This window comes from Salibaculum halophilum (genome assembly GCF_002094885.1).
Taxonomy (GTDB): domain Bacteria; phylum Pseudomonadota; class Alphaproteobacteria; order Rhodobacterales; family Rhodobacteraceae; genus Salibaculum; species Salibaculum halophilum.
The window spans coordinates 60,895-78,552 of sequence record NZ_MSIT01000001.1 but is presented as its reverse complement, the minus strand read 5'-3'; the positions used below and the strand labels follow the sequence as shown (position 1 = coordinate 78,552).

Sequence of the window (17,658 nt, the reverse complement as noted above, 5' to 3'; positions counted from 1 at the left end):
CGCCTCAGCCGTTGTCGACCACCAGCCGGAGCGGGGTGCCCCGCGCGGGCCGAGGCGGGTCGAGCGGGTCAAGGTCCAGCGGTTCGTGGCGGATGCGCGCGTCGTCAAGGAGGCTGAACCGGCGCGGACCACGGCCCGACCGCCCGTCGGCCACCAGCGCGCAGAGACACCGCGAAACCGCCCCGGTATCGTCGCAGAGGGGCAGCAGCAACAGCCGCCCCGAGAGCGCGGGGCGCCCCGGCGCGCGCGCGGCCGTCAGCGGCAGTTCCACCACCGAGGGCGTGCGAAAGGCCACTTCGAGCTGCGTGGCCAGCCGGCCGCGGGCCTCGGGCGTGAAGAGCACCGAAAGCGGCATGCCGCGCGGCTCGGCGGCGGTCAGGGCGGCGATGCGCTGGCCCGCCACCCGGATGCGCGCCACGCCGGGGGCCACCCGTTCCACGATCAGCGCATCCTCGATCACGTCGCCCATGGCCGCGGGGTCCAGATCGCAGCGCCGGGGCACCCGGCCCGTCGGCGCGAGGCCGCGCCAGTAGGACTCAAGCTCGACAAGGGCGGTGGGGTTGGTGACCACGAAGTCGTCCCCCGTCCGGTCGCCCGCGTCATCCGTCATGCCCCAGAACCGTGCCATCCTGCGTCTCCTGCTGCCAAGTCTTTATGATTTATACCGCCTTTTCGCTCAATTTTCCCTATCTAAACGTCCAAAGGGTTAACGGCGGCGGGCGGGCTTGCCCTTGGCCCGGCTTTGCCTTTAGGTGCGCCGACACCCGCCACTTACTGGGACGTCCCGCGTGATCCGATCCATGACCGCCTTTGCCAGCCGTTCCGGCAGCCTCGGCCCCGCCGGCTGGACCTGGGACCTGCGGGGCGTGAACGGGCGCGGGCTGGATCTGCGCCTGCGCCTGCCCGAGGGCCAGGAGGGGCTGGAGGCCGCGGCGCGGGCCCGGCTGGCCGCCGCGCTGAGCCGGGGCAACGTCACCCTGACGCTCAAGCTGGCCCGGTCGGACGCCGCGCAGGGGCCGGTGCTGGATGACGATGAGCTGGCCCGGGTTCTCGCGGCGCTGGACGCGGTGCAGAGCCGCGCCGTCGACATGGGCGTGACCTTGGGCCAGCCCACTGCCGCGGACGTGCTCGCGCACCGCGGCGTGCTGACCCAGGCCCGGCCCGAGGCCGACCCGGAGCTGTCGCCCGCGCTTCTGGCCGATCTCGATGCACTGATCGCGGAGTTCGACGCGATGCGCGCGGCCGAGGGCGCGGCGCTGGCGTCGGCTCTGACCACGCGGATCGACGAGATCGCGGCGCTGGTGGACCGGGCCGAGGCGCGGCTGCCCAACCGGGCCGAGCAGACCCGCGCCGCCCTGCGCCGCGCGCTGGACGCGATCACCGCCGAGGCCGCGCCCGTGGACGAGGACCGCCTGGCCCGGGAACTGGCCCTGCTGGCCGTCAAGGCCGACGTGACCGAGGAACTGGACCGGCTGCGCGCCCATGTGCAGGCAGCGCGCGATCTACTGGGGCAGGGCGGGGCTGTGGGCCGCAGGCTCGACTTCCTGACCCAGGAGTTCAATCGCGAGGCCAACACGCTGTGTTCCAAGGCGCAGGACACGGCGCTGACCCGCATCGGGCTGGACCTCAAGGCGGTGATCGACCAGATGCGCGAGCAGACCCAGAACCTGGAGTAGCCATGCCGAGACGCGGCCTTCTCATCATCCTGTCCTCGCCCTCGGGCGCCGGGAAATCGACGCTTTCGAACCGGCTGCGCGCCTGGGACGACACGATCCGCTTTTCGGTGTCGGCCACGACCCGCGAACCGCGCGCGTCGGAGGTGGACGGACGGGAATACCACTTCCGGTCCGAGGCCGCCTTCAAGCGCATGGTCACCGAAGGCGAGATGCTGGAACACGCCCATGTCTTCGGCAACCACTACGGCTCGCCCCTGCCGCCCGTGCGCGACGCCATCGAACGGGGCTGCGACGTGCTTTTTGATATCGACTGGCAGGGCGCCCAGCAGATCCGCAACTCGCCGCTCAAGGACAACGTGCTGTCGATCTTCCTGCTGCCGCCCTCGATCGCGGAACTGGCCAACCGGCTGCGCAGCCGCGGGCAGGACGACGCCACGACAATCGCCCGGCGCATGCAGAAAAGCTGGGACGAGATTTCCCACTGGGACGCTTACGACTACGTCCTGATCAACGACGACCTCGACCGCACCGAGGCGAAGCTCAAGACTATCGTCAGCGCAGAACGCCTGCGCCGCGAACAGCAGCCCGACCTTGTCGGCCATGTCCGCGACCTGCACCGCGAATTCGAGGAGATGACATGACCCTCTATGCCCTCGACGGCCATGCGCCGCAGATCGACGAGACTGCCTGGGTCGCGCCCGGCTGCCACCTGATCGGGCAGGTGGTGCTGGGGCCGCGCGCCTCGGTCTGGTTTTCCACGACCATCCGCGGCGACAACGAAGCAATCGTCGTGGGCGCGGGCAGCAACGTGCAGGAAAACAGCGTGCTGCACACCGACATGGGCTATCCGCTGACCATTGGCGAGAATTGCACCATCGGCCACAAGGCGATGCTGCACGGCTGCACCATCGGGGACACCAGCCTGGTCGGCATGGGGGCGACGGTGCTGAACGGCGCCGTGATCGGGAACAACTGCCTCATCGGGGCCGGGGCGCTGGTGACGGAAGGCAAGGAGATCCCGGACGGATCGCTGGTCATGGGCGCGCCGGGCAAGGTCGTCCGCCAGCTCGACGCCGCGGCTATCGCGGCGCTGGCCGACTCGGCCCGGCACTACCAGGACAACGCCGCGCGGTTCCGCGCCGGCCTGACGGAGGTCTGAGAATGTCCGATTCCATCGTGCGCCGCACCCCCTGGCCCGACAGCACCTCGCGCCCCGTTGTCACGCCGCTGCAACCCTCTGTCGTCTATGCCTCGGAGGATCCCGACGGCCTGGACCGGCAGTATGCCGAAGGCTCGGGCTATACCTACGCGCGCGAAGGCCACCCAAACGCCACCGTGCTGGCGCAGAAGATCGACCGGCTGGAGGGCGCCGCAGGCGGCGTCATCGCCGGCTCTGGCATGGGCGCCATCGGCAGTGTCTTTCTGGGGCTGCTGCAGGCCGGCGACCATGTGGTCGGCGGCGATCAGCTCTATGGCCGCTCGCTGCGGATGATGACCGAGGATTTGCCGCGGCTCGGCATCGCCACCACGCTGGCCGACCCCACCGACGCCACGCGCATCGAAGCCGCGCTGCGCCCCGAGACGAAGATGATCCTGGTCGAGGTCGTCTCGAACCCCACGATCCGCATCGCCGACATGGCCGGGATCGCGCAGCTGGCCCGCGACCGTGGCATCCTGCTGGTGGTGGACAATACCTTTACCACGCCGCGCGGGTATCGCCCTTTTGAGCACGGCGCGGATATCGTCGTGCATTCCGTCACCAAGCTGCTGGCGGGCCATTCCGACGCGACGCTGGGCTATGCCGTGGCCCGCGACCCGGCGCTGACCGAGGGGATCCGCACCGCCAATGTCACCTGGGGGGCCACGCCGAGCCCCTTCGATTGCTGGCTTGCCGAACGCGGGTTGCAGTCGTTCGAGCTGCGCTACGACCGGGCCGAGGCGACGGCGACCAAACTGGCCCAGGCGCTGGCCGGGATGCCGGGCGTCACCCGCGTGCTGCACCCCGGCCGCCCCGACCACCCCGACCACAACCGCGCGCAGGCCGTGCTGGGCGACCGGCCCGGCAACATGCTGTCCTTCGAGGTGGCCGGCGGGCGCGCGGCGGCGAATGCCCTGACCCGCGCCGCCCCTGACATCGCCTTCGCCCCGACGCTGGGCGACGTGGGCACCACGCTGAGCCATCCGGCCTCGTCCTCGCACCGCGGCCTCACGCCCGAGGGCCGTGCGGCACTGGGGATCAGCGAGGGGTTTTTCCGCGTCTCGGTGGGGCTCGAAGACCCCGACATGCTGATCGGCGAATTCGCGGCCGCGGTCAGCCGCGCGCAGTGCGCATGAGCCAGGCCATGTCCTCGGGCAATAGCAGGTCGAAGACCAGGTCTGGCGCAACCCGAGTGACCTCGGCCCGGACAAGCGCCGGGTCGGGCAGGGCGCGCGTGGTGGCATAATAGACCCCGCGATAGGCCGCCGCCTGCAGGGTCTGGGCGATCGTGACCGCGTCGAACCCCCGCCCCGACAGCGGCGAGAGCACCAGCGCCGGGGCCGCCCTGCCGGTCAGCCGCGTTGCAAGCGCGGTCGGCGCGACGAAATCCACTCCGGCCGGGCCGATTTCACCGGGCTGTTGCTGTTTCGTCATGTCCCCGACAACCAGAACAACCAAACTGTCGGAATCCGCGGTTGTCGTCTTCGAGGGGTTGGCAGGTGTCAAACGAAGTCCCCAGGTTCCTGTTCCGCCTCCACCCTCGGGGCAAAGCCGCGCGGGTTCAACCGTCGGATCACATGGCCGGCGCAGCACCCCCGGCGCCCTTGCGCCTTGATCTTGCCGGAAAGATGGGCGAGCAGGTTGCCATGGCCGAGGACAGCGAACTCACCCTGCTCGATGCGCTTCCGGTGCCGGCCATGGTCATCGGTGCCGACGAGCGCGTCCGCCGGATCAACCAGCACGCCCAGACGCTGATCGGCATGGACTGCACCGGCTGGCACTACATCACCGCCCTGCGGCAACCCGGCCTGCTGGATGCCGTCGAGGCCTGCCTGCGCGACGGCGGCCACCGCAGGGCGCGGTTCCTGGGCAGCGACGGGGCGCGCGACACGACCTGGGACGTCACCCTGACCGGCGCGGTCCTGCCCAGCGGCCGCGCCGTGGTGCTGACGTACCAGGACGTCACCGCGGTCGAGGAGGCAGGCCAGATGCGGCGCGAGTTCATCGCCAACGTCAGCCACGAGTTGCGCACGCCGCTGACCGCGCTTCTGGGCTTCGTCGAGACCCTGCGCGGCCCGGCGCGCGACGACGCGGCGGCCCGGGACCGGTTTCTCGATATCATGGAAAAGGAGGCCGGGCGGATGCACCGGCTGGTCGAGGACCTGCTGTCGCTCAGCCGCGTCGAGGACCAGGAGCGCAACCGCCCCCGCACCGCCGTCGACGTCGCCGGTGTGGTCGAGGGCGCGCTGGAGTCGTTGCGCCCGATGGCGGCCGAGCGCGGGATGACAATCGCCTGGCAGCCGCCGGGACGCCGGGTGCGGGTCGCCGGCGACGCGGCGCAGCTGGCGCAGGTGGTCACGAACCTGGTCGAGAACGCCATCAAGTATGGCCGCGCGGACAGCACCATCGACCTGACACTGTCCGACCCGGCGCACGAGACGAGCCTGCGCCAGACCGGCCTGCGGCTGTCGGTGACCGACGCGGGCGAGGGCATCCCCGTGCATCACATCGCGCGGCTAACCGAGCGATTCTACCGGGTGGACAGCCACCGCTCGCGCGAGATCGGCGGCACGGGGCTGGGGCTGGCCATCGTCAAGCACATCGTCAACCGCCATCGCGGGCGGCTGCGCGTGAGCAGCGAACTGGGGCAGGGCTCGACCTTCACGGTGATCCTGCCGGCCATGGCGCCCGAGGACGCGGGCTGACCCCGGCGCGCCGTTTTTCGGCTGGAAATCGCGGCGTTATGGGGCGAGGCTGGGGCCAAACCAGAAGGAGTCCGCCATGCCGAGCAGCCGCACGAGCCCGTCCTTTCCCGACCAGGAATACTACGACCGCATCGAGAAGACGCGCGGCGCGATGGAGGACGCCGGCTTCGACCTTCTGATCCTGTCGGACCCGTCGAACATGGCCTGGATCTCGGGCTATGATGGCTGGTCCTTCTACGTCCACCAGGCGGTGCTGCTGCCCATGGACCAGGACCCGGTCTGGTGGGGCCGGGCGATCGACGCAACCGGGGCCATGCGCACCGTCTTCATGGAAGAGGACGACATCCACGGCTACGACGACAGCTATGTCATGAACCCCGACAAGCACCCGATGTCGGACCTGGCCCGACTGATCGAGGCCTATGGCTGGGGCGCGTTGCGTATCGGTGTCGAGATGGACAATTACTATTTCAGTGCAAAGGCCTATGCCGAACTTCTAAAGCATTGCCCGAAGGCGCAATTCGGCGATTGCACGGGCATCGTGAACTGGCAGCGCGCGGTGAAGTCCGAGACCGAGATCACCTACATGCGCCGCGCCGCCGACATCGTGACGGCGATGCATGAACGCATTGTCGAACTGGCCGAACCCGGTCTGCCCAAGAACCACCTGGTCGCCGAGATCTACCACACGGGCATCACCGGCGTGGGCGGCCATTTCGGCGATTACCCGGCGATCGTGCCCATGGCGCCCTCGGGGCTGGACGCCACGGCGGCGCATCTGACATGGGACGACACGCCGCTGCGCACCGGCGAATCCACCTTCTTCGAAATCGCGGGGTGTCACCGGCGCTATCACTGTCCGCAGTCGCGCACGCTGTTCCTGGGCAAGCCGCCGCAGAAATACCTCGATGCGCAGGCCGCGGTCGAGGATGCCACCGCGGTGGCGCTGGAACAGGCACGGCCGGGCAACCGCTGCGAGGATGTGGCCAATGCCTTCAACGTCACGCTGGGCAAGCACGGTTTCATAAAGGACAGCCGCTGCGGCTATCCCATCGGCTTGTCCTATCCGCCGGACTGGGGCGAGCGCACGATGTCGTTTCGCGCGGGCGACCGAACGATCCTCGAACCGGGGATGACCTTTCATTTCATGCCCGCGATCTGGCTCGACGATGGCGGGCTGGAAACCACCGAGCCGATCCTCATCACCGGGACAGGGCACGAGAACCTGTCGGGTACGCCTTCGGGACTGGTCGTCAAGGCCTGACGTCTAGTCGACTAAGATTCGTATAATCGGTATTATGTAAAAACTTGGTCCGGCATCGCGATTACCCGCGGCTTAGCCATTACGCGGCCACGGATCGCAACGAATGCAAAAATGACTTTGTAACATGTCGCCTGGGTGCTACCGACTCGGCATGACATCCCTCGTCGCCCATCTCGACGCGCTGACGAATGCGCCCACGATCGAAACGCTTTGGGACCTGCACACTGCGCGCATGGCGGAACTGGGCTTCGATCGGCTGATTTACGGCTTCACGCGCTATCGCAGCGGTGCCTCGTTGGGCGATCCGCAGGATTGGGTCGTACTGACCAACCACGGCGATGCCTACATGGATCGCTTTCTCGGCGACGGCTACATCTACCACGCCCCGATGGTCCGCTGGGCCCTGGCCAATGACGGCGCCTGCAGCTGGTCCTGGATCGGCGATCCCGCGAACCTCACGCCCGAGGAACAGCGCGTGGCCGAGTTCAACCGCGCCATGAACGTGACCGCGGGCTACACGATCAGCTTTCGCTCGGTCAGCCAACGCACCAAGGGTGCGGCGGCGATCACGGCCCGCCCAGGGATCAGCCAGGACGAGGTCGAGAAGATCTGGTCCCGCCATGGCGCGGACATCAAGGTCATGAGCAACGTGGTCTACCTCAAGATGCTCACCCTGCCCCATGCCACGCGCAGCCTGACCAAGCGCCAGCGCGAGGTTCTGGAATGGGTCGGCGACGGCAAGACGACACAGGACATCGCCACGATCCTCGGCCTGACTCCAGCCACGGTGGAAAAGCACCTGCGCCTCGCGCGCGAGGCGCTGGACGTCGAGACGACGGCGCAGGCGGTGCTAAAGGCGGCGTTCTGCAATCAAATGTTCATTCTTGAGTCCGACAACCTGCCCGGCTGACACACGAAAGTAGGGATTCCCTGACTCGGATTGACGTGGGGTTAATGGCAAGGTGTCGATGTTCCGTGAGTGGTGGCCTTGGGCCAGGGAACAGCGGGCCGGACCCCTTGCGATTACAAGGCAAGCCGCCCGCGCCACGGTTATAAGATTGCCGGTCTGCCCGGGCTTGATCCGGGCAGGCCCGGTGGTCGGCTGGCCGCGTCGCCCCAGCATTTCAGTTCGGCGTGGCTTGCCCCTGCGGCTCCGCGCGCTCCCGACGCGGGGCCGTCTCTACTTTCAAAACACGACGGAACCCCATGTTTTCAAATGAAAACGGCCACCCCGAGGGGTAGCCGTCGCAGCGGGTCCGGATCGCGGAGGTGTGCGAGGCCTAGCCCTGGGCCGCCTTGGCCACCTCGGCGGCGAAATCCTCCTGCTCTTTCTCGATGCCCTCGCCCACTTCCAGCCGGACAAAGGCCGTAATCTCGGCCCCGGCCTCCTTGGCGGCGGCTTCGACCGTCAGGTCGGGGTTCACCACGAAGGCCTGGCCCAGCAGGGTGTTCTCGGCCATGAACTTCTTCATGCGCCCCTCGATCATCTTCTCGATGACTTGCTCGGGCTTGCCGCTCTCGCGGGCGATGTCGACCTGGATCTGGCGCTCTTTCTCGACCAGGTCGGCGTCCAGCGAGGCCTCGTCCAGCGCGGCCGGGTTGGCGGCGGCGATGTGCATGGCCACCTGCCGGGCGAAGTCGTCGCCGCCGCCATTGGTGGCGACCAGCACGCCGATCTTGCCCATGCCGTCGGCGACGGCGTTGTGGATATAGGCGACAACGGTGTCGCCCGCGACGGCGGCCATGCGGCGCACCGACATGTTCTCGCCGATAGTGGCGATCTTGTCGGTCACGGCATCCGCGACGGTCTTGCCGCCCATGTCGGCCTCAAGCAACGCTTCGACGTTGTCCACATCGGTGGCCGCGCGGGCGATGCCGGTGACCATCTCCTGAAACTCGGCGTTCTTGGCGACGAAATCGGTCTCGGCGTTGACCTCGACGGCCACGCCCTTGCCGCCAGTGACATTCACGGCCACCAGGCCCTCGGCGGCGGTGCGCCCGGATTTCTTGGCAGCCTTGGACAGGCCCTTGGTGCGCAGCCAGTCGACGGCGGCGTCCATGTCCCCATCGGTTTCGGTCAGCGCCTTCTTGGCGTCCATCATGCCCGCGCCGGTGGAGTCGCGGAGTTCCTTCACGAGAGCAGCGGTAATCGCCATGGCTCTTTCTCCTGTAGATTTGATCCTGTCCGGGGCGGGATATGCCCGCGCCCGGTGTCACTTTTGCGACGCCGGCCGGCCCTAGCTGGCGGCAGTGGTCTCGGCCGGGGCCTCGGCGGCGGCGTCCTCGGGCGTCGGTTCCATCTCGCCCAGGTCCATGCCGGCGGCGCCCAGCTGGGCCGACAGGCCGTCCATGGCGGCGCGGGCGGCCAGATCACAGTATAGCGTGATCGCGCGCGAGGCATCGTCGTTGCCGGGGATCACGTAGTCCACACCCAGCGGCGAGCAGTTGGTATCGACCACGGCCACGACCGGGATGCCCAGCTTGCGCGCCTCGGCGATGGCCAGGTCTTCCTTGTTGACGTCGATCACGAACAGAAGGTCGGGCAGGCCGCCCATTTCGCGGATGCCGCCCAGGGTCGCCTCGAGCTTTTCCTGCTCGCGCTCCATGTGCAGGCGTTCCTTCTTGGTCAGCCCGGCAAAACCGCCCTCGGCGGTCTCGTCGATGGCGCGCAGCCGGCCGATCGAGCGCGACACCGTCTGCCAGTTGGTCAGCGTGCCGCCCAGCCAGCGGTGGTTCATGAAGAATTGCGCGGATTTCTCGGCGGCGTCCTTGATCGGCGCCTGCGCCTGGCGCTTGGTGCCGACGAACAGGATGCGCCCGCCCTTGGCGACGGTCTCGCGCACCACCTGCAGGGCCTGGTCCATCATCGGGACCGTCTGCGTCAGGTCCATGATGTGGATGCCGTTGCGCGCGCCGTAGATGAAGGGGGACATCTTCGGATCCCAGCGCTGGGTCTGGTGGCCGAAGTGAACGCCGGCCTCGAGCAGCTGGCGCATGGAAAACTCTGGAAGAGCCATGGGTCGTTTCCTTTCCGGTTTCATGCCTCGACGGGGGATCAGCATTGCGCCAACCGGTGGATGGGCCGGGATGTCTGTCCGGCGCACCCGCCCCCGCCTGCGGGATTGAGTGTCGCGCGTATAGTCACCGGCGGACGGCTTGGCAAGGGGGCGCGGTTGTTATGTGCCTGTCACATGCGGCCCCTACCCCTTGGCCCCGTTGAAACAAAGGAGACCACCCATGGGGACCCCCAACAAGACGCTGCTGACCAGCACCGCCGTGGCCCTCTGCCTGGCCGCGCCGGCCCTGGCCGAGACCCTCACCGTGACCGAGGCCAGCGAGGCCGCGATCACCGACGCGCTTGCCGCCGCCGCGGCCTCGGACAGCGCGAGCACGGTCGTGCTTGCCTTCGAAGGCGATGTCGAGATCACCGCGCCGCTGTCCTATGACGGCCAGTCCGCCCTCGCGCTGATCGGCAACGGCCAGACCATTTCCACCGCCAAGAACGTCACCCTGCTGGCCGCCACCCAAGGTGCGGACATGCACGTCGCCGGCCTGACCCTGACCGGGCCCGGTGGCTGGACGGTCGAGAACCGCGGCGACATCGACGGCGCCGCCGCCAAGGGCATCTTCGTCGACCTGCGCGATGACCAGACCGGCACCGTGTCCTTCGTGGCCGAGGACGTCACCCTGAGCGGCGTGGCGGGCTACGGTATCCACCTGTCGGACTGCACGCTGGCCGATGACTGCGGCGGCGGCCAGACCGGCGACGGCGACGGCTCCGAGGCGGGCATCTCGGTGACCCTGCGCAACGTCACGATCGAAGACGTGGGCAACGGCACCTTCGACGGTGACGGCCTGCGCGTGGACGAACGCGGCCCGGGCGCCATCGCTGCCATGATCACCGGCTCCTCGGTGTCGCGGGCCGGCGCTGACGGCATCGAGCTGGACGAAGGCGGCGCGGGCGACAACACGGCCGTCGTGATCGACACGAGCCTGGTCGATAACGGCGCCTATTGCGCCCCGGCCCTGTTCGAGGACGCGATCCCCGACCCAGACGAGGTGGAGTTCGAGGAAGGCGAGGCCGCCGAGTCCGACATCCCCGGCCCCGTCACCGGCACCGCCGACGATTCCTGCGTCGAGCGCGAGGTCGACCTTTACGACGACGGCAGCGTCGAGGCCTACGAATTCGGCATCGACCTGGACGACGGCATCGACTTCGACGAAGGCGGCGCCGGGTCGGTCCATGCGGTCTTCCTGCGCTCGACCATCTCGAACAACCTCGACGAAGGCGTGGATTTCGACGAGGCCGGCACGGGCGGCATCGACGTGCAGTTCATCGACACCGTCGCCGAGGGCAACACCGACGACGGCTACAAGAACTCCGAGGAAGATGCCGGATCGGTCACCGGCCTGATGCTGCGGTCCTCGGCCACCGCCAACGGCGGCAAGGGCGCGGTCTTCGAGGAAGAGGGCGACGGAGACCTTTCGGTGACCGCCGAAGCCTCGGCCACCGCCAACAATGACGACAGCGACGACACCGGCATCGAGGCCGTGCAGGAGGACGCCGGGACGGGCGAACTCACGCTGATCGACAGCGACATCGCCGACGGCACCGACCTCGAAGGTGTCGAGGCCCAGTGATGGCCGCGGGCGGGCCTCGGTGCACCCGGGGCCCGTCCCCCCTCACAACTCGCGAAATCTTTGACCCGGCCGAAACTCCGCGCCCGCGCCGCCGCGGTGCACGGCGCGGCGCAAACGCGTCAGGTCCGACTTCGACAGCTCGGTCGCGAAACGCAGCGCCAGGCCGGCAGGGTCCGCCCGCACCACCCGCGCCGAGAGACGCAGCGACGTGGCCACCAGATCGACCCGGGCACCGACCCCGATATCCTCCGGCCCGGCCACCAGCGCCCCGGTCTGGCTGACATTGACGACACGCGCCCGGTGGCGCTTGCCACCGCTGACAAGGGTGACGCCGAGGTCGCTGGGTAGCCGCGGCGGACGGTATTTCATGGCGCGCTCCCTCGGGGATGGACTGCAGATCAGCCTAGTCCTAGCGCGGCGCCGGTAAGCGGCGCGTTAAGCCGACCCGATCACCGCAACCACCCCGCGACCATGCCGTCGGCCTTGCATGTCGCCGAGTGTGGCAGCACCTCGTGGGCCCGCGACGGCGCGGCCGCAGTCACGCGCAGGCTTGCCACGACCCGACCGTCCGTGCCGGGTCAACCGCTTGCCCGACACGGACTCAGCGCGGCCTCTTCGCGCCACGAAAAGCCGCCGGTCGCCGTTCTTGACGACACCGGGCAGACCAAGAACGCGACGTCGTCCGGAAGACCCTCCAGGCCGGGCGCACCGTCGCGATCCCAGAGTAGGCGTTTTCTGGCCGGAAATATCCTCGGGGGTGAATTGGCCGCAGGCCAAGAGGGGGCAGACGGCCCCCTTTTCCCACTAAACCTGCGTGCGCAGCACACCGCTTCGCAGCGGTTGACCCCCGGCGCGGCGCGCGCAATAGCTGCACGCCATGACGTCGCCTGACATCCTCTGCATCGGTTCCGTTCTGTGGGACATCATCGGCCGCGCCCCCGTGGCGATGCGGGCCGGCTCCGACGTGCCCGGGCGCATCACCCGCGTGCCCGGCGGCGTGGCCATGAACATTGCCATGACCCTGGCGCGCCTCGGGTTGCGCCCGGCGCTGCTGTCGGCCGTGGGCCGCGATGCCGCAGGTGACGCCCTGGTGGCCGAGGCCGACCGGCTGGGGCTGGAGACGGCCACGCTCCACCGCCCCGCGGATCTGCCCACCGACAGCTACATGGCCATCGAGGGGGCCAACGGGCTGATCGCGGCCATCGCCGACGCCCAGTCGCTCGAAAAGGCCGGCGATAGCATCCTTACCCCCCTCGCCGACGGGCGCCTGGGCAGCACGGCCGCGCCCTGGGCCGGGCTGGTCGCAATCGACGGCAACCTCACCCGCGACCTGCTAGCGCGTATCGCGCAGTCGCCGCTCTTCGGTGCGGCTGACCTGCGCGTGGCCCCGGCCAGCCCGGGCAAGGCCGACCGCCTTCTGGCCCTCGTCGGCCACCCCACGGCCACCTTCTACGTCAACCGCGAGGAGGCCGGCCTGATCTGCGATACCGTCTTCGCGGACGCCGCAGCGGCGGCGCATGGCCTCGTGGCCTGCGGGGTGCATCGCGCCCTTGTCACTGACGGTGCCGACATGGCCGCCGAGGCCTGCGGCGACACCCTGCGCCGGGCCTGCCCCCCGGCGGTGCCCGTGGCCCGTGTCACCGGCGCAGGCGATACCTTCATGGCTGCCCATATTGCCGCCGAAGCCCGTGGCGCGCGCCCCGACGCCGCCCTGCCCCGTGCCCTGGCCGCCGCCGCCGCATACATTTCCGGAGACCACCCGCAATGATCGACCTGCACTTTTCGCCCGAAGTGGCCGAGGCCCGCGCCGCCGGCCGGGCGATCGTGGCGCTGGAAAGCACCATCATCACCCACGGCATGCCCGCCCCGCAGAATGTCGAGACCGCCCGCGCGGTCGAGGACGACATCCGCGCGGCCGGCGCGGTGCCCGCGACCATCGCCGTGCTGGCGGGGCGGCTGCACATCGGCCTGACCGCCGCGGAGCTGGACCGGCTCGCCGCGGCGCCGGAGGTGGCCAAGCTCTCGCGCGCCGATCTGGCCGCCTGCATCGCCACGGGCGGCACCGGGGCCACCACCGTGGCCGCCACCATGATCGCCGCGCATCTGGCCGGGATCGCCGTCTTCGCCACGGGCGGCATCGGCGGCGTCCACCTCGGCGCCGAGACGAGCTTCGACATCTCCGCCGACCTGCAGGAACTGGCGCGCACGCCGGTGACTGTCGTTGCCGCCGGCCCCAAGGCCATCCTCGACACGTCCAAGACGCTGGAAGTGCTCGAAACCCTCGGGGTGCCGGTCATCGCCTACGGCCAGGACACCCTGCCCGCCTTCTGGTCGGCCACCTCGGATCTGCCCGCGCCGCTGCGCCTGGACAGTCCCGAAAGGATCGCCGCCGCCCATGCCACCCGCGCCGCGATGGGCCTTGGCGGCGGCCAGCTTGTCGCCAACCCGATCCCCCGGGCCGACGAGATCCCCGCCGAGACCCTCGCGCCGCTCATCGCGCAGGCCCAGGCCGAGGCCGCGGCGCAGGGCATCGCGGCGAAATCCGTCACGCCGTTCCTGCTGGAGCGCATTTTCGAGCTGACCGGGGGCGCTTCGCTGACCGCGAATATCGCGCTGGTGCGCAATAATGCGCGCCTGGCCGCCGAGATCGCCAAAAGCCTGTGCAATCGCCGCGGCTGAGGCGACAGCCGCGGACAGTGCCGCATTGTCGGGCCGGTCGGGATCGCTTACATAGACAGACAAGCCACAGCTGAGCGACCGCCACAGTGACCCGACCGCCCAAAGATCCCCCCCGGCCGCGCGGCAGCCTCATCACGGGCCTGCGCAACAACTTTATCGCCGGGATTATCGTGATCGCCCCCATCGGGCTTACGGTCTGGCTGATCTGGACGTTGATCGGTTGGGTCGACGGGTTCGTCTGGCCCTTCGTGCCGCAGGCCTATCACCCCGAGGAACTGGTCAACCGCCTGCTGGGCCATGTCAACGATTTCGGCCGCGCCGATCCGACCCACCCCAATTACATCGAGATCAACGTGCGCGGCGTCGGCGTCGTCATCTTCCTGATCTTCACCTTCATCGTCGGTTGGATCGCCAAGGGGCTGATCGGGCGGTCGTTCCTGGCCTGGGGCGAGGGGCTGGTCTCACGGATGCCGGTGGTGCGCTCGGTCTACAACGGGGCCAAGCAGATCGCCGAGACCGTATTCGCCCAGACCGAGACGAGTTTCGACCGCGCCTGCCTGATCGAGTATCCGCGCCGCGGCATCTGGGCAGTCGGTTTTGTCTCGACCCAGACCAAGGGCGAACTGGTCGAAAAGGCCGGCGTCGGCCCCATGATCTCGGTCTTCGTGCCGACGACGCCGAACCCGACGTCGGGGTATTTGCTGTTCTTTCCCGAGGCCGACGTGATCGAACTCGACATGACGGTCGAGGACGCCGCGAAGCTGGTGATCTCGGCCGGGCTGGTCTATCCGGGCGAGAAAGACGTCGAAATGCCCGAGGCGCTGGACCAGCTGGCCGACCGGATCGGTCATCACCGCCACGAGGACTGACAGTACCGCCCGCCCCGACGCATCGAAGGGCTTGATCCACGGGTTGAAATCGACAAGACTAATTTGGTGAAAACAACCGACAGAGGGGATAGTCGCATGACCTTTTTCAAAAGAACCGCTGCCGTCACGCTGGCCGCGACGCTCGGTGCTGGCACCGCAATGGCCGGCGGGATGGCCCCGGCCATCGAGATGGAACCCGTCGAGGTCGTCGAGGAAACAGGCGGCTCCAGCGCCAATCTCATTGTCCCGCTGATCCTGATCGCGCTGATCGCGGCCGCCGCGGGCAGTTCATCGACAGTGCAAGAGTGACCGCGCAACCAGCGACGGTTCATTGACCACCGTGGGGCCGATCCGCCGGAGCAGCGGATCGGCCCTTTTTTGTTGGCGTGCCGCTTTGGCCGGACGGCGCCGATCAGTCGGTGGACCGAACACACGGTAACGGCGGCTTTGCCCATGGCGCTGACCTGTCTCAAGCGGGCTGCACCGGGAATCGGATGCCGCCCAACCTGATCTGATCGGTGCGCCTGGCCCCTGGCCTTGCCACAAAGAAAAAAACGCCGGCACAAGGCCGGCGTTCAGTTATTGAGGCAGGTTTCATACAGGCAAGAAACCTATCGAGCAGTGCCCTCTTTATAAGCAATCCGTCGCGCTGTTCCAAGCTAAAAGTTTGAAATGGCTGGCGGCGCTCTCTAGGCTAAACGTCAAATAACGCAGGGAGCAGGGGGATTGTCCACGAAATGAGATCAGAGTTTTTCGTCCGGCGCAGCCGGATCGGCGCCATTTTCGCCGCCACGCTCGTGGCCACGACGGCGGCTGGCGAGCCCCGGCATGGCATAGCTATGTATGGCGACCCCGACCTGCCCCCAGATTTTGAGCATCTGCCCTATGCCAACCCGGACGCGCCCCGCGGCGGCGAACTGGTCACGGCGAACGTCGGCAACTTCGACAGCCTCAATCCCTTCGTCCGCAAGGGGTCGGTTCCCTGGCAGTTGCGCTTTCTCATCGGCGAGAGCCTGATGGCGCGATCGCTGGACGAACCCTTCTCGCTTTACGGGCTTTTGGCCGAATCGGTCGAGACCGGGCCGAATCGAGAATGGGTCGAGTTCACCCTGCGCCCGGAGGCGGAATTCTCAGACGGCAGCCCCGTCACGGTCGAGGACGTGATGTGGTCCTACGAGACATTGGGCACCAAGGGACACGGCCGCTACGCCGGCTTCTGGTCCAAGGTCGCCACCATGGAACAGTCCGGGCCGCGGTCGGTGCGCTTCACCTTCGACACCGCGGATCGCGAATTGGCGCTACTGGCCGGCATGCGCCCGATCCTGAAAAAGGCACAATACGACGGCGTTGATTTCGCCGAGACCGACGGGTTCGACCATATCCCCGTGACCTCGTCGCCCTACGTCGTCAGCGATTTCGAGCAGGGCCGCTTCGTCGAGTTCACCCGCAACCCCGACTACTGGGGCGATGGCGTGGTCCCCTTCCGCACCGGCACGCACAACCTCGAGACCCTGCGGATCGAGTATTTCGGTGATGCGACCGCCGCCTTCGAGGCCTTCAAGGTCGGCACGGTCAACTTCAACCGCGAATTCAACGTCGCCAAGTGGAACAGCCAGTACGACTTCACCGCCGTCAAGACCGGCGAGGTGGTGCGGGCCGAACTGCCCCACGAGCGGCCCTCGGGGATGACCGGCTTCGTGATGAACACCCGCAGCCCGCAGTTTTCGGACATCCGCGTCCGCGATGCCATGCTGCACGCCTTCAACTTCGAGTTCATCAACGAGGCGCTGACCGGCGGCGCACAGCCGCGAATCACCTCGTATTTCTCGAACTCGCCGCTGGCGATGCGCGAGGGCCCGGCCACGGGCCGCGTGCGCGACTTTCTGCAACCTTTCGCCGACCAGATCCCAGAGGACGCGCTGTCGGGCTATGCCCTGCCCGTCTCGGACGGGACCGAGCGCAATCGCGCCGGCATCACCGCGGCGCTGGACCTGATGAAACAGGCCGGCTGGACGGTGCAGGACGGCGTGATGGCCGATGCGCAGGGCGATCCCTTCACCTTCGAGATCGTGCTGCAATCGGGCAGCGACGAGACCCAGACGATCATCGACATCTACGTCCAGTCGCTGGCCCGGCTGGGGATCACGCCCACGGTCACGGTGGTCGACAGTGCGCAGTACCGCGAACGCATCGACGCCTACGACTTCGACATGACCTATTTCCGCCGCGGGCTGTCGCTGTCGCCGGGCAACGAACAATACCTCTACTGGGGCTCCGACCGCGCGGATGAACCCGGCGGGCGCAACCTCATGGGCGTGGAGTCGGAAGCCGTTGATGCCATGATCGACCGCTTGCTGACCTCTCAAAGCCAGCAGGATTTCCGCGCCGCCACCCGCGCGCTCGACCGGCTGCTGACCGCCGGGCGCTACGCCATCCCGATCTATCAGTGGAACGTCACCCGCATCGCCCACGACCGCCGCCTGCACTACCCCGAGACCATGCCGATCTTCGGCGACTGGCCCGGCTGGCTGCCCGATGTCTGGTGGTGGGAGGCCGAGGGCTAACGCGGCCCCGGGCCTGTCCGGCCCGGTCTGCCCACTTGCGCCCGGTGCCCGGCGCGGATAGC

General features: G+C 68.2%; 18 protein-coding genes. 13 read left to right on the top strand and 5 right to left on the bottom strand.

Translation table 11 applies throughout. From position 1 onward, the window contains the following. Nucleotides 1-4 precede the first annotated feature (4 nt). A complete protein-coding gene (locus BU124_RS00345) occupies nt 5-628 on the bottom strand; it encodes a PAS domain-containing protein (RefSeq protein WP_084860455.1) in 624 nt (207 codons plus the stop codon). 160 nt (nt 629-788) lie between these two features. Between BU124_RS00345 and BU124_RS00340 the strand changes: the two genes are divergently transcribed. The 4 genes from BU124_RS00340 to BU124_RS00325 are packed head-to-tail and all read left to right on the top strand — an operon-like array spanning nt 789 to nt 4,010. Continuing rightward, on the top strand, nt 789-1,676 hold the full coding sequence (locus BU124_RS00340; protein WP_245831559.1) for a YicC/YloC family endoribonuclease: 888 nt from the start codon (nt 789-791) through the stop codon (nt 1,674-1,676). Nucleotides 1,677-1,678: 2 nt separating this feature from the next. Continuing rightward, nucleotides 1,679-2,317: a guanylate kinase gene (gmk, locus tag BU124_RS00335; protein ID WP_084860453.1), complete on the top strand. Its 639-nt coding sequence runs from the start codon at nt 1,679-1,681 to the stop codon at nt 2,315-2,317. Next, nucleotides 2,314-2,835, top strand: a complete 522-nt coding sequence (locus BU124_RS00330) for a gamma carbonic anhydrase family protein (RefSeq protein ID WP_084860452.1) — start codon at nt 2,314-2,316, stop codon at nt 2,833-2,835. The genes gmk and BU124_RS00330 overlap by 4 nt, the downstream gene beginning before the upstream one ends. Nucleotides 2,836-2,837: 2 nt before the next feature. Then, the gene (locus BU124_RS00325; RefSeq protein ID WP_084860451.1) at nt 2,838-4,010 is read left to right on the top strand and encodes a trans-sulfuration enzyme family protein; all 1,173 of its coding nucleotides are present in this window, start codon (nt 2,838-2,840) and stop codon (nt 4,008-4,010) included. On the opposite strand, the gene BU124_RS00320 is transcribed toward BU124_RS00325, so the two are convergent. After that, nucleotides 3,988-4,308: a hypothetical protein gene (locus BU124_RS00320; protein WP_143529834.1), complete on the bottom strand. Its 321-nt coding sequence runs from the start codon at nt 4,306-4,308 to the stop codon at nt 3,988-3,990. The genes BU124_RS00325 and BU124_RS00320 overlap by 23 nt on opposite strands. A 194-nt stretch (nt 4,309-4,502) precedes the next feature. Here BU124_RS00320 and BU124_RS00315 point away from each other — a divergent pair, with 194 nt between their 5' ends. The 3 genes from BU124_RS00315 (at nt 4,503) to BU124_RS00305 (ending at nt 7,753) form a co-directional block, all read left to right on the top strand. Further along, on the top strand, nt 4,503-5,579 hold the full coding sequence (locus BU124_RS00315; protein ID WP_245831557.1) for a sensor histidine kinase: 1,077 nt from the start codon (nt 4,503-4,505) through the stop codon (nt 5,577-5,579). Between the two features lie 76 nt (nt 5,580-5,655). Next, nucleotides 5,656-6,843 (top strand): M24 family metallopeptidase, encoded by a 1,188-nt coding sequence (locus BU124_RS00310; RefSeq protein WP_084860449.1) that lies wholly within the window; start codon nt 5,656-5,658, stop codon nt 6,841-6,843. Between the two features lie 151 nt (nt 6,844-6,994). Then, a complete protein-coding gene (locus tag BU124_RS00305; RefSeq protein ID WP_084860666.1) occupies nt 6,995-7,753 on the top strand; it encodes a LuxR family transcriptional regulator in 759 nt (252 codons plus the stop codon). A 370-nt stretch (nt 7,754-8,123) separates the two neighbouring features. Here the strand turns inward: BU124_RS00305 and tsf are convergent, their stop codons facing one another. Together tsf and rpsB are read right to left on the bottom strand one after the other, a co-directional pair. After that, complete coding sequence (tsf, locus tag BU124_RS00300) at nt 8,124-8,999, bottom strand: translation elongation factor Ts (RefSeq protein WP_084860448.1); 876 nt, start codon at nt 8,997-8,999, stop codon at nt 8,124-8,126. 81 nt (nt 9,000-9,080) lie between these two features. Continuing rightward, nucleotides 9,081-9,860, bottom strand: coding sequence for a 30S ribosomal protein S2 (gene rpsB / locus BU124_RS00295; RefSeq protein ID WP_084860447.1), 780 nt, complete (start codon nt 9,858-9,860; stop codon nt 9,081-9,083). Between the two features lie 220 nt (nt 9,861-10,080). Here rpsB and BU124_RS00290 point away from each other — a divergent pair, with 220 nt between their 5' ends. After that, entirely contained in the window at nt 10,081-11,484 is a 1,404-nt protein-coding gene (locus tag BU124_RS00290) for a hypothetical protein (protein ID WP_084860446.1), read from the top strand. A gap of 42 nt (nt 11,485-11,526) precedes the next feature. Here the strand turns inward: BU124_RS00290 and BU124_RS00285 are convergent, their stop codons facing one another. Beyond that, nucleotides 11,527-11,853 (bottom strand): PilZ domain-containing protein, encoded by a 327-nt coding sequence (locus BU124_RS00285; protein WP_084860445.1) that lies wholly within the window; start codon nt 11,851-11,853, stop codon nt 11,527-11,529. Nucleotides 11,854-12,361: 508 nt separating this feature from the next. On the opposite strand from BU124_RS00285, the gene BU124_RS00280 reads away from it, so the two are divergent. The 5 genes from BU124_RS00280 to BU124_RS00260 all read left to right on the top strand — a co-directional run bounded on the left by BU124_RS00280 (nt 12,362) and on the right by BU124_RS00260 (nt 17,596). Continuing rightward, complete coding sequence (locus BU124_RS00280) at nt 12,362-13,252, top strand: PfkB family carbohydrate kinase (RefSeq protein ID WP_084860444.1); 891 nt, start codon at nt 12,362-12,364, stop codon at nt 13,250-13,252. Further along, on the top strand, nt 13,249-14,163 hold the full coding sequence (locus tag BU124_RS00275; protein ID WP_084860443.1) for a pseudouridine-5'-phosphate glycosidase: 915 nt from the start codon (nt 13,249-13,251) through the stop codon (nt 14,161-14,163). The genes BU124_RS00280 and BU124_RS00275 overlap by 4 nt, the downstream gene beginning before the upstream one ends. A gap of 86 nt (nt 14,164-14,249) precedes the next feature. Then, the gene (locus BU124_RS00270; protein ID WP_084860442.1) at nt 14,250-15,032 is read left to right on the top strand and encodes a DUF502 domain-containing protein; all 783 of its coding nucleotides are present in this window, start codon (nt 14,250-14,252) and stop codon (nt 15,030-15,032) included. A gap of 96 nt (nt 15,033-15,128) precedes the next feature. Then, on the top strand, nt 15,129-15,341 hold the full coding sequence (locus tag BU124_RS00265; protein WP_084860441.1) for a hypothetical protein: 213 nt from the start codon (nt 15,129-15,131) through the stop codon (nt 15,339-15,341). A gap of 428 nt (nt 15,342-15,769) precedes the next feature. After that, nucleotides 15,770-17,596, top strand: coding sequence for an extracellular solute-binding protein (locus tag BU124_RS00260; protein ID WP_084860440.1), 1,827 nt, complete (start codon nt 15,770-15,772; stop codon nt 17,594-17,596). The last annotated feature ends 62 nt before the right edge of the window (nt 17,597-17,658 follow it).